Source organism: Azospirillum sp. UENF 112521 (assembly GCF_058780665.1).
The window spans coordinates 702,483-714,254 of sequence record NZ_JBSNCI010000004.1 but is presented as its reverse complement, the minus strand read 5'-3'; the positions used below and the strand labels follow the sequence as shown (position 1 = coordinate 714,254).

Sequence of the window (11,772 nt, the reverse complement as noted above, 5' to 3'; positions counted from 1 at the left end):
CGGGGCCAGTCCGGCCCCTGTTGTTTTTGGCGACGGTTCGAGGATCAGGCGGCGTGGCGGCTGCGCTGTTCCTGCCAGAAGGCGATCAGCCGGCCATAGGCGGCCTCCATCGCCGCGACCGCCGCCGCGTCGTCGATGCTGCCGGCCAGCCACGCCTCGGCGGCGGCGCCGAACAGGGTGCGGCCGACGGCGAAGCCCTTGCAGACCGGCTGGCGGGTGGCCAGCGCCAGCCCGGCCTTCAGCTCCTCCTCCGGCGCATCGAGGCCGAGGATCAGCACGCCGCGGCACAGCGGGTCATGCCGGTCGATGGTGCCGGCAATGCTGTTCCAGGCCCCCTGGCTGGCCGGCGCCGGCAGCTTCCACCAGTCGGGATGGACGCCAAGCCCGTAGACGCGCTCCAGCGCACGGGAAATCGTGTCGTCGCCGGCCGGCATGCCGCGCGGCGGGATGATCTCCAGCAGAAGCTCGTGGTTGGTGGCGCGGCAGGCGGCGAACAGGGTCTGGATCTGGCGCTCCTGCTCGGTGCGCAGCGCCTCCTCGTCGTCCGGGTGGTAGAAGGCGAGGCACTTCACCACATGCTCGGCCGGCCATTCGCGGATGGTCACGGCGATGTCGGGGCCGCCCTCGAAGCGCAGGGGACGCGACCCCGGCAGTTCCACCGGGCGGCCGATCCAGGCGCCGGTCCCGGTCAAGGCATCCAGCGCGTCCTGGCCGTGGATGCCGTCCAGCAGCATGCCGAAGCCGTCGCGGCCGTCGCAGGCCTGCCGTGCCGCCTGTTGGGCCGCCTGTAGGGCCAGCAGCTTGAAGGCTGCGATGCGCGCCGGGTCGGCGCCCAGCCGCGCCGCCATCGCCTCCAGCTGGGCGCGGTGGTCGATGGCGAAGGCCATCACCTCCGGCCAGTCGCGGCGCCGCGTGGTCGCCCAGTGGATGTGCGACAGCCGGGCATCCTCGCGCAGCCGCGGCGTCGGGCTGCCGTTCTCGATGAAATAGGACAGCTCCGTCCAAGTCGGGATGGCGGGGGCGCAGCCGTGGCGCGACACCGCGAAGGCGCCGCAGGCGTTGGCGAAGGCGCAGCACTCCTCCAGCGGATGGTCGCGCAGCCAGCCGCGCAGGAAGCCCGACATGAAGGCGTCGCCGGCCCCCAGCACATTGTAGACCTCGACCGGGAAGCCGGGGCCGCGGATGCCCTGCTCCAGGCTGTCGGGAATGGCAGCGGGGAAGACGACGCAGCCCATCGGGCCGCGCTTGCACACCAGCGTCGCGCCGGTCAGCTCGCGGACCCGGCGCAGCGCCGCCAGCGTGTCGGTGCTGCCGCCGGCGATGTGGAACTCCTCTTCCGTGCCGACGATCAGGTCGCAGGCGGGCAGGATGGTCTGCAACAGGGCGCTGACGCCGCCGTCGGCGACGAAGCGCTCCTCCCCCAGCCCGTGACCGGTCAGCTTCCACAGCACCGGGCGGTAATCGATGTCGAAAACCACCTTTGTGCCGTTCTCGCGAGCCAGCCGCATCGCCTTTCGCATGGCGGCTTCGGTCGTGGGGGTGGAGAAATGGGTGCCGCTGACCACCACGGCCTTGGCAGAGGCGATGAAGGCTTCCCGGACATCTTCTTCGCAGATCGCCATGTCGGCGCAGTTCTCGCGGTAGAAGATCAGCGGGAAGGTCTTCTTGTCGCGGATGCCCAGGATGACCAGGGCGGTCAGCCGTTCCGGGTCGGTGACGACGCAGCTGGTGTCGACGCCTTCGCGGATCAGCTGTTCGCGGATGAAGCGCCCCATATGCTCGTCGCCGACGCGGGTCAGCAGGGCGGAGCGCAGGCCGAGGCGCGATGTCCCGACCGCGATGTTGGTGGGGCAGCCGCCGACATATTTGGCGAAGCTCTGCATGTCCTCCAGCCGGCCGCGGACCTGTTCGCCATAAAGGTCGACGGAGGAGCGGCCGATGGAAATGACGTCGAGTTCGCGCTCGGTTTGACCGCGTTGAGTTGGCATGGGTCAGCTCCGCTGTAATCCGGTCGTCGGATTGGCGATGGCAATGGATACGGACCGGTGGCCCCGTGCGCCGGACAGGCGGCCGTCAGCTGTAGAGCGCCGGACGGCTGGGCAGCGTGATGGCGACGGCCTCGCCCTCGCGCTCCTGCGCGGTGACGCAGGCATCCGACGTGATGGCGGCGACATAGCCGTCCCAGCAGGTCGGGCCGGTGGCGGTGCCCTGGGCGGCGGCCTTCAGGAAATCCTGAAGCTCCACGTCGTAGGAGGCGATGAAACGATCCTTCCAGTCGGTCAGGATCGGGTTCTGCAGGCTGGCATTCAGGCGCATCTGCACCGCCATCGGTTCCGGCAGGCGGGCGATGCCGTCCTCGCCCACCACCTCGCACTGGATGTCGTAGCCATAGTGGCAGTTCACGAAGATCTCGACATCGATGACGACGCCCTTCGCCGTCTCCAGCAGCACGACCTGCGGGTCGCGCAGCTTGCCGTGGCTGCGGGCGGCGCGGCGCGGGAAGATCACGCGGGCGGACACGTAATCGTCGTCCAGCAGCCAGCGGAACACGTCGATCTCGTGGATCAGCGTGTCGTGGATCGCCATCGGCGTGACGTAATGCTGGGGGACCGTCGGGTTGCGGTGGGCGGCATGGACCATGATCGGCGCGCCGGTGCGGCTGGTCACCGCCTCCTTCAGCGCGATGTAGCCGGCATCATAGCGGCGCATGAAGCCGACCTGGACCAGACGTTTGCCGTGCGCCACCTCGGCATCGACGATGCGCTTGGCGCCGTCGGCGGTGGTGGCGAGCGGCTTTTCGCAGAAGCAGGGCTTCCCGGCGGCGATGGCAGCCAGCACATACTGCTCGTGGCTGGCGCCCCAGGAGGTGACCAGAACCGCATCGACCAGCGGCGAGGCGATCAGCTCCTCGCCGGTCTCAAAGATCTCGGCATCGGGGGCGATGTCGGCCCGCACCGCTTCGGCGGACTCGCGGTTGACGTCGGTCAGGGCGACGATCTTGCCGCCGGCCAGCACCTGCTCGATGCGCCGGGCATGGTCGCGGCCGATGGCGCCGGTGCCGATGATGCCAAGTCTGACGGTCATTGTTTTAATGCCTCATGTCGTTCGGTGGGCGAGCGGGGCCACGCGCGCAGTCCTGCGCGCCGCGCCCGGGCGGGTCACCGGGGTCGATTGCGGTTTTCGGTTCTTGGGGGGCCGCCCGCTGGCGGGCCGCCGGAAATGGCTGGAGTGTGATCGTTTCAAGCGGAATCGCTTGAAGCGTGAATCACACGGAAAACCAAACTCTAGGGTTCCGAATCCGTCATCGCGCTTCCTCCCGGCCGTTTCTGCTCTTGATTGGCAGGGGAAGCATTCACCATCGCGCACGGTCCGGTCAACGCGCCAGCCGGCCGGATCGCCGTCAAACATGAGAGAATTTGCAGCACACCATGATGGTTTTCCATCATGGCGTTGGGAGGCCCTCCCCTACAGGCTCTCCGGCGTCCACAGTTGGGCGGGAAGGAAGCGCTGGCCGGGATTCTCCGCCATGCCGTGTTCGATGCTGTGGACCATCATCTCGATCAGGTCGGCGCAGAGCGCCGGCAGCGGCGTCGCCATCACCACCGAGACATGGCGGTCGAGCAGCGCCTGCCTCGATTCCGGCGTCAGCTCGTGGACGATGCAGGTCACCTCGTCCGGCCGGCGGAGCTCGCGCAATGCGGCGATGGCGCCCTCCATGCCGCCGCCCGCCACATAGATGCCGACCACGTCGTCGTGCCGGTCCAGCAGGCCAAGCGTCGCCTCGTAGGTCAGCTGGCGCGTCTCGACGTTGACGATGCTGTCCATCAGGGTGAATTCGGGCGCGAACTCGCGGAAATAGCTGCGGAATCCGGTCTCGCGCAGGGCATGGCCGTGATAGCGGAAGGCGCCGATGAAGACGGCGATGCGCCCCGGCCGCGGAGCAATCTTCGACATCAGCCACGCCGCGGTGCGGCCGGCCTTCAGGTTGTTGGTGCCGATGTAACCTTCCCGCACGCCCTGGGCAAAGTCGGACAGCAGCGAGAAGGTCGGGATGCCGGCGGCCTTCAGTTCGGCCACCGCGGCGGTGGCGTCGTGATGGTCGATGCCGGTGACAGCGACCGCCCTCACCTTCCCTTTCATGCCGCGGATCAGCTCGGCGAGTTCTGCCGGGGATGTCGACTGGACGAAGCGGATGGTGGCGCGCAGCCGGCGGTCGGGATGGCTGCGCGCCACCTCCTCGATCCGCGCCGCGAACTCCTGATAGAAGGCGTGACGCTCCTTTTGAAGGATGAAGCCGAGATGATAGTCGGGCTGCTGGGCCAGGGTACGCTGGCGGATGGCGTTGGCGCCGTGGAAGCCGATGTCTGTCGCCGCCTCGAAGATGCGGCGGGCGGTCTCCTCCCGCACGGGGTGCCTGCCGTTCAGCAGCCGGTCGATGGTGGCGACGCTGACGCCCGCCGCCTTGGCGAGGTCGGAAATCGTCGGGCGCTTCATGGGTGGAGACCTCATCCGGTCACGGGCGGGAACCGGCGCTGTCTATCACGAAGCATGAGGGAATGAGAGACCCTTGCACGGGCGCCTGCCGGTCAGCGCTTGACGTTGCGCAGGATCAGAGCGAGCGGCACCGCCGAGGCGGAGATCAGCATCAGCGCGAAGAACACGTCGATGTAGGACCAGTAGGCGGTCTGCATCTGCACCTGCTGGCCGATGAAGGCCATCGCCCGTTCCCGCGCTCCGGCCTCGCCGCCGGCCATGGAGAAGTAGTTGGTCGCCTGCTCCATGGTCCGCTGATAGGCCGGGTTGGACGGCACGATATGCTCGGCCAGCCGGCTGTGGTGGAACTGCTCGCGGAAGGCCAGCACATTCTGGGCGATCGACACTCCGATGGAGCCGCCGACATTGCGCGCGACGTTGATGAGGGCCGAGGCCTGGTCGGTCTTGTCGCGCGGGATGCCGTCATAGGACGCCGTGGTGATCGGGATGAAGATCAGCGGCAGGCCGATGCCGATATAGATGCGCGACCAGGCGAAGAACCAGAAGGTGGAGTCCGGGTTCAGCCGTGTCAGGTCCCACATCGCCAGCGCCACGATGGTGGCGCCGGTGGCGATCAGGTATTTCGGCTGGATGCGCCCGGCCAGCCTGCCGACGACCAGCATCATCACCATGGTCACCATGCCGCCCGGCGACAGGGCAAGTCCGGCCCAGGTGGCGGTGAAGCCGTAATATTGCTGGAGAAGCTCCGGCAGGAACTGCGTCGTGGCGATCAGGATGGCGCCGGTCGCCATCATCACCAGGAAGCAGGAGCCGAACTGCCGCGTCGCCACCATCCGCAGGTCGAGGATCGGGTTCTCCCGCGTCATCTCCCACGGGATCATCAGGCAGAAGGACGCCACGCAGATGACGGCGAAGGTGATGATGAAACCCGACGCGAACCAGTCGTCGGTCTGGCCGCGGTCGAGCACCACCTCTAGCGAGCCGAGGAAGGTCGCCACCAGCAGGAAGCCGATCACATCCATGCGGATGCCCCGGCGCTTCAGCCGCTGCCGTTCCTCGATGGCGGATTTCGGTTCCTGCACCAGGAAGCTGACCAGCGCGAAGGCCATCACCCCGACCGGCCCGTTGATCAGGAAGCACCAGTGCCAGGACAGGTTGTCGGACAGCCAGCCGCCCAGCGTCGGCCCGACCACCGGCGCCACCACCACGGCGATGCCGAAGATGGCGAAGGCCTGCCCGCGCTTGGCCGGCGGGAAGCTGTCGGCCAGGATCGACTGCGAAATCGGCACCATGCCGCCGCCGGCGAAGCCCTGGAGCACCCGGAACAGCAGGAGCGATTCCAGATTCCAGGCGAAGCCGCAGGCCAGCGAGCTGACGGTGAACAGCCCGAGGCAGGCCAGATAGAAGCGCTTGCGGCCATAGCGCTTGGCGATGAAGCTGCTGGCCGTCAGCACGATGGCGTTCGCCACCAGATACGAGGTGACGACCCACGACGCCTCGTCGGCGCTGACCGCCAGCGTGCCGGAGATGTAGCGCAAGGCGACGTTGGCGATGGTGGTGTCCAGCACCTCCATGAAGGTGGCGATGGAGACCACCACGGCGATCAGCCAGGGGTTGCGGCCGCCGGCGGCACTCTGCGAGGCATCGAAGCCGCCGGCACCTTCCGCGGCGGCGCTCATCGCACCGTCACCCGCGGCACCACCGACATGCCGGGACCGATGGAGACGCCGTCCGGCCATTGGTCGACGACGATCTTCACGGGAATGCGCTGCACCACCTTCACATAGTTGCCGGTGGCGTTCTCGGCCGGCAGCAGGGAAAAGGCGGTGCCGGAGCCCGGCTGCACGCTGTCGACATGGCCGGTGACCTTGCGGCCGGGATAGGCGTCGATCTTGATGTCCACCGGTTGGCCCGGCCGCATGTCGGTGATCTGGGTTTCCTTGAAGTTGGCGGTGACCCAGATGTCGTCGGGGACGAAGATGGCGAGGCTCTGGCCAGCCTGGGCGAACTGGCCGACCGCCCCGCTCAGCTGCACCACCCGGCCGGGCTGTGCGGCGGTAACGGCGGTGTAGGACAGGTTCAACTGGGCCTGGGCCAGTTGCGCCTTCGCCCGCGCCAGATCGGCGACGGCGCTGGTCCGCTGCGCCTGGAGCGCCCCGACCTGCCGTTCGGCGGCGATCACCGCGGCGTTGGCGCTGGTCAGCTTGCCCTGCTGTTCCTGCAGGGTGGCGGTGGACTGCTGCGCCTGCTGCACCGTTCCGGCACCGCGGGATTGCAGGTCGCGGTAGCGCGCCGCATCCTCCTTGGCGAAGCCGACGGCGGCCTCGGCCTGCGAGACCTCCGCCTTGGCTTGCTCGATCTGGGCACGCTGGGCGTCGATCTGGGCGTCGTAGCCGGTGATCGCCGCCTGGGCGGAGTCGATCTGCGCCTGCGCCTGATCCAGCGCCGTCTGGTAGTCGCGCGTGTCGATGCGGAACAGCAGGTCGCCGGCATTGACATGCCGGTTGTCGCCGACCGCCACCTCCGTCACATAGCCGCCCACCTTCGCCGCCACCGGGAACTGGCGGGTGTCGACGAAGGCATCGTCGGTCGACTCGTAGGGGTGGATGTTGCGCTGCCAATAGATGTAGCCGGCCACCGCCAGCAGGGCGACCGCCACCAGCCCGGCGAGGATTGCAACCGGGTGACGGCGGATGAAGCCCGGCTTCTTGCGATCATCGCCCGCGGCCGGCTGTCCGCGCTCGCTGCGCCCGGCTTGGCCGTCCGCCTCCTGTCCGGTGAGATCGACGACGTCCCTGCGATGCTGGTCGTCCGGCATGGTATGACGCTCCTGACCGAAATGCCGGGCGATCAGCAAGGGCCCGGTCGTTGCCGCGCGGGAGCGTCCCCGCTCCCTGTCGTGGGAGAGCGTCCCCGCTCCCCAGCGCGAAACACCGGAACCACCCGATCGTTGCACGGGCTTGGCAGAAAGCCGGCGGACGCATCCGCAGAACAGCCATGCCACAGGTCGATGGTCGGGGCCGGACGGCGCGAACCGCAACAAGGGTCGGGCGGCAGCGGTCCATTAGACAATCATAACGTCGGATATGACTATGCCTTCTGAAATAATATGAAAGCCAACAGATCCAGGATTCGTCCCATGCGTAAAAAGAAGGAGTTCTTAACCGAATCTCCTCAATAATCATATTTGCCGGTCGGGCGAATTATTTGTCTCTTGACAGAATTGCGCCATCGCCGGGGAGCCAACCATCCAACATGACCGCGGAGCCCAGCCCATGACGCTTTTGAAGGAGACCATCGCGAGCGGGGCCGTCCCGCAGAGCGTCGGCCGCGGCGCCGTCCCGGTCGATGACGAGGCGGCGAGGCTGGAGGCGCTGCGCCGCACCGGGCTGCTGGACAGCGAGCCGGAACCCGCTTTCGACGATCTGGTCTCCTGGGCCTGCGATCATTTCCGCGTGCCCATCGCGCTGATGTCGCTGCTGGACGCCGACCGGCAATGGTTCAAGGCGCGCCGCGGCTTGGCCGTCCAGGAAACGCCGCGCGACGTCGCCTTCTGCGACTTCACCATCCGCCAGAGCCTGCCGATGGTGGTCGAGGACGCCGCCCGCGACCCGCGTTTCCAGCACAACCCGCTGGTGCTGGGCGAACCGTACATCCGCTTTTATGCCGGCGCCCCGATCATCAACCGGCAGGGGCTGGCGCTTGGCTCCGTCTGCCTGATCGACACGGCGCCGCGCAGTTTCGGCATGGTGGACCGCATGGTGCTGGCACAACTGACCGTGACGGCGCTGGCGGCGATTGAACGGCGATAGGACGGCGGGAAGCTGGGCTGGAGATCGACGATTGAGTCCATGCCGCATTGCACCATTCTCATTGGCGTTTCTCCGAACTTGACGGCAAGTTCGGCGCTGGAACTATTGAAGACGACAGTGCCCGGAACAGGATGACCACCGAGATGACGCCCGCAAAGGCGAAGCGCCTGCCGCCGGTTCCGGTCCGTGAAGAGGATCGGCTGGCGATGCTCCAGCGGTACGAACTGCTCGACACGCCGGCCGAGGCGGCCTTCGACCAGATCACGCGTCTGGCCGCCAAGCTGCTGAAGGTACCGGTGGCGCTCATCTCGCTGGTCGACCGCGACCGCCAGTGGTTCAAGTCGCGGGTCGGACTGCCGGTGCAGGAGACGCCGCGCGAATATGCCTTCTGCGCCCACGCGCTCGACTCCGAGGCCCTGCTCGTGGTCGGCGACGCCCGGCAGGACGAACGCTTCGCCGACAACCCGCTGGTGACCGGCGATCCCAACATCCGCTTCTATGCCGGCGCCCCGCTGCGCACGGCGGACGGGCTGGCGCTCGGCACCATCTGCGTGATCGACGACCAGCCGCGCCCGCCGCTGACGCCGGAGGAGGAGGAGGCGCTGCGCGACCTGTCGGCGATGACGATGGCGCATATCGAGGCGCGGCGCGCCGTCGGCTACCTGCATCCGGTCACCTCGCTGTCGAACCGCTTCCGTTTCCTGGCAGACGCCGACGCCCTGGCGGACGACCCCGCCACGCTGCCGGGGACGGCGGTGGTGATCGATGCCGCGGCGTCCCAGCAATATGCCGAACTGACCCGGGTGCTGGGGCAGGTCTGCGCCGACGCGTTCGAGGTCGATTGCGCCCGCCGCATCGCCGCCTGCCTGCCGGACCGCACGCGGCTCTATCACCTGTCGCCGGCCCGATTCGCCTTCATCCTGCTGTCCGATGGCGACGGCGATCTGGCCGCCACGCTGGACCGCATCAGCGCTGCGGTGCGCAGCCCCTTCCAGTATCAGGGCGTGCCGATCGCCACGTCCTCCGGCATCGGCTTCGTGCACCGGTCGGACATCGCGGCGGAAAGCCCCGTGGAAAGCGTGGAGCTGCTGCGGGCCGCCACCAGCGCCGCCCACCAGTCGCTGGAGACGCAGAAGCCCTGGTGCGCCTATGACGAGGAGCAGGACCGTGCCGCCCACCGCGCCTTCCTGCTGCTGCGCAGCCTGACCGAGGCGATGGACGGACACGGCCAGCTGCACATGGCCTATCAGCCCAAGGTGGATCTGCGCACCGACCGCTGCATCGGGGCGGAGGCGCTGCTGCGCTGGACCCACCCGGAACTGGGACCGATCTCGCCCGCCGAGTTCGTGCCGCTGGCCGAACGCACGGCGCTGGTGCGCCCTCTGACCGAATGGGTGATCGGTGCCGTCCTGACGCAGGTGGTGCACTGGCGCCAGCGCGGCATCGACCTGCCGGTGTCGATCAACATCTCGATGCTGGATCTCGGCAGCGGCGACTTCACCGACCGGGTTGAAGCCCTGCTGGCGCGCCACGACGTGCAGGCGGACTGGATCGATTTCGAGGTGACGGAAAGCGCCCTGATGACCGACCGGGCGGAGGTCGACCGCCAGCTCCTCCGCCTGCGCCGCCTGGGCATCGAGGTGGAGATCGACGATTTCGGCACCGGCCAGAGCGCCCTGTCCTATCTGAAGGATATCCCGGCGACGGCGGTGAAGATCGACCAGCGCTTCATCCGTTCCATCGCCGATGAGCGCAGCGACCAGATCATGGTCCGCTCGACCATCGACCTTGCCCATGACCTGGGCTATCTGGTCATCGCCGAAGGGGTGGAGACGGCCGAGGCCTATGACTGGCTGCGCCTGCACGGCTGCGACTTCGGCCAGGGCTATCTGATCTCCCGGCCGCTGGCACCGGCGGCCTTCGAAGACTGGCTGGCGGCGGGCGCCTTCCGCCCCGCCGCCATACAGGTCTGACTCACTTCGCGGCGAGGCAGGCGGCGATGGAGGCGCGTTCGATCTCCGCATAGAGGTCGAACGGGTTCAGCACCGCGGCACCCAGATCGGCTTCGAAACGCTGCTGGTTCGGGCTGGCGGCGAAATCCTGCCGGGCCTCGTCGCCCAGGTTGGACTGGAAGATCCCGGCGGCGCTGACCGGCAGGAAATCCTCGTAGACGACGGGATCGAAGCGGACGGCGCCGCTCTCGATCAGCGTTTCCAGATCGGCTCCCGGCGTCGGCGGGGTGCGGCGCCCGGCCTCGGTCAGGGAATAGCTGAAATAGCCGAGCCCCTCGCGGCGAATCCCGTCCCAGCTGTCGGGGAAGGGAGCGAAGACCTCCTGGAGGGCCGCCATGTACTGCGCGGCGTTGGAGCCGTCGGCCGCCGGGGCGACGAGGCGGCGGGAGTCCTGGAGCAGCGTGTCGTAGAGCGCCCGGCCCTTCGGGGTGAGGGCGATGCCGCGCTGCTCGATCTCGCCGAAGCGGGCGGTGTGGACGCCGGACCGCCAGCCGCCCCCCTCACTGTCACTGGCCTGGAAATCGACCGGCTCGCTCAGCGCCTTGAAGGAGGTCTGGCGCAGCAGGATCGGGCAGCGGCGGGTCGGCGGGCCTTCGACCACCGCCTTCGGCGCGATGCCCTTTTCCGGCATCAGCCGCTGGACCGCATCGATGTCGAGCGTGCGCGGCGTCAGGTGGTTGATGTGCGGCCCCTTGAAGGACACCACGTCGGCGATCAGCCGGTGGGCGTCGTGCAGACGGTTGTAGAGATCCAGCGGCACATTGGCCCGGCTGTGCCAGCGGAAGGTCTCCAGCGCCTCCGCAACGAAGCGCCCGGCATCCTCCTCATCCAGCCCGCCGTCGGCCTCGGCCTTTTCGATCAGGGCAAGGCAGCCGGGGGTGAAGATGCTGCGCGCGGCCAGCACCTTTTCCGCCTCCTGCCGCAAGGCTTCGTCGGCGATCAGGTCGAGCCGCAGCAGCGAGGTGAAGACGCGGAACGGGTTGCGGCTCAGCGCTTCCCCGTCCACCGGACGGAAGGCGGTGGAATGGACGGGGACGCCGGCCTCCGACAAATCGTAATAGCCGACCGGCTGCATGCCCATCACCGCGAACAGGCGGCGCATGGTGGACAGCTCCTGCGCGGTGCCGAGGCGGATGGCGCCGTGGCGCTCCTCGGTGATGCGATTGAGGCCGCCGGCGGAGTCCAGGCGATGGCGCTCCGCCGGATCGGCGGCCAGCAGCGCCGCGTTCACCTCCTCCACCAGCTCGACGAGCGTCTGGTAGGCCGGCACCTCCGTCCGATACATCTCCGACATGGCGGTGGAGAACAGGGTGCGGATCGCATCGGGGCCGGTGAGATCGGCGCGGGTAATCGTCTGGACGCTCATTCCAAATCTCGCTCGCATTGGCTGGCCGGACCTCCGCGGCCCTTCACAGGCTGCTGATATAGCAACGAAGCGGCGGGATGGATTGCGA

General features: G+C 68.1%; 8 protein-coding genes. 2 read left to right on the top strand and 6 right to left on the bottom strand.

Annotated features, from left to right (window positions below; all coding sequences use genetic code 11):
* Positions 1 to 44 precede the first annotated feature (44 nt).
* From ACWPN8_RS23770 to ACWPN8_RS23750, 5 genes are all read right to left on the bottom strand, one after another.
* Positions 45 to 1,988, bottom strand: coding sequence for a bifunctional 5-dehydro-2-deoxygluconokinase/5-dehydro-2-deoxyphosphogluconate aldolase (locus tag ACWPN8_RS23770; protein WP_492242507.1), 1,944 nt, complete (start codon positions 1,986 to 1,988; stop codon positions 45 to 47).
* 85 nt (positions 1,989 to 2,073) lie between these two features.
* A complete protein-coding gene (locus tag ACWPN8_RS23765; RefSeq protein ID WP_492242506.1) occupies positions 2,074 to 3,084 on the bottom strand; it encodes a Gfo/Idh/MocA family protein in 1,011 nt (336 codons plus the stop codon).
* A gap of 381 nt (positions 3,085 to 3,465) precedes the next feature.
* A complete protein-coding gene (locus ACWPN8_RS23760) occupies positions 3,466 to 4,494 on the bottom strand; it encodes a LacI family DNA-binding transcriptional regulator (RefSeq protein WP_109447662.1) in 1,029 nt (342 codons plus the stop codon).
* 92 nt (positions 4,495 to 4,586) lie between these two features.
* Complete coding sequence (locus ACWPN8_RS23755) at positions 4,587 to 6,173, bottom strand: DHA2 family efflux MFS transporter permease subunit (protein WP_492242505.1); 1,587 nt, start codon at positions 6,171 to 6,173, stop codon at positions 4,587 to 4,589.
* Positions 6,170 to 7,312 (bottom strand): HlyD family secretion protein, encoded by a 1,143-nt coding sequence (locus ACWPN8_RS23750; RefSeq protein WP_492242504.1) that lies wholly within the window; start codon positions 7,310 to 7,312, stop codon positions 6,170 to 6,172. The genes ACWPN8_RS23755 and ACWPN8_RS23750 overlap by 4 nt, the downstream gene beginning before the upstream one ends.
* 457 nt (positions 7,313 to 7,769) lie before the next feature.
* Here ACWPN8_RS23750 and ACWPN8_RS23745 point away from each other — a divergent pair, with 457 nt between their 5' ends.
* Both ACWPN8_RS23745 and ACWPN8_RS23740 read left to right on the top strand, forming a co-directional pair.
* The gene (locus ACWPN8_RS23745; RefSeq protein ID WP_109447658.1) at positions 7,770 to 8,306 is read left to right on the top strand and encodes a GAF domain-containing protein; all 537 of its coding nucleotides are present in this window, start codon (positions 7,770 to 7,772) and stop codon (positions 8,304 to 8,306) included.
* Positions 8,307 to 8,449: 143 nt separating this feature from the next.
* Positions 8,450 to 10,279, top strand: coding sequence for a sensor domain-containing phosphodiesterase (locus ACWPN8_RS23740; protein ID WP_492242503.1), 1,830 nt, complete (start codon positions 8,450 to 8,452; stop codon positions 10,277 to 10,279).
* 1 nt (position 10,280) lies between these two features.
* On the opposite strand, the gene hglS is transcribed toward ACWPN8_RS23740, so the two are convergent.
* On the bottom strand, positions 10,281 to 11,684 hold the full coding sequence (gene hglS / locus ACWPN8_RS23735; RefSeq protein WP_492242502.1) for a 2-oxoadipate dioxygenase/decarboxylase HglS: 1,404 nt from the start codon (positions 11,682 to 11,684) through the stop codon (positions 10,281 to 10,283).
* Positions 11,685 to 11,772: the final 88 nt, after the last annotated feature.

Excerpts from the sequence above, each read along its gene's own strand:
- ACWPN8_RS23770 (WP_492242507.1), bottom strand. The coding sequence starts at position 1,988 with ATGCCAACTCAACGCGGTCAAACCGAGCGCGAACTCGACGTCATTTCC.
- ACWPN8_RS23765 (WP_492242506.1), bottom strand. The coding sequence starts at position 3,084 with ATGACCGTCAGACTTGGCATCATCGGCACCGGCGCCATCGGCCGCGAC.
- ACWPN8_RS23760 (WP_109447662.1), bottom strand. The coding sequence starts at position 4,494 with ATGAAGCGCCCGACGATTTCCGACCTCGCCAAGGCGGCGGGCGTCAGC.
- ACWPN8_RS23755 (WP_492242505.1), bottom strand. The coding sequence starts at position 6,173 with ATGAGCGCCGCCGCGGAAGGTGCCGGCGGCTTCGATGCCTCGCAGAGT.
- ACWPN8_RS23750 (WP_492242504.1), bottom strand. The coding sequence starts at position 7,312 with ATGCCGGACGACCAGCATCGCAGGGACGTCGTCGATCTCACCGGACAG.
- ACWPN8_RS23745 (WP_109447658.1), top strand. The coding sequence starts at position 7,770 with ATGACGCTTTTGAAGGAGACCATCGCGAGCGGGGCCGTCCCGCAGAGC.
- ACWPN8_RS23740 (WP_492242503.1), top strand. The coding sequence starts at position 8,450 with ATGACGCCCGCAAAGGCGAAGCGCCTGCCGCCGGTTCCGGTCCGTGAA.
- hglS (WP_492242502.1), bottom strand. The coding sequence starts at position 11,684 with ATGAGCGTCCAGACGATTACCCGCGCCGATCTCACCGGCCCCGATGCG.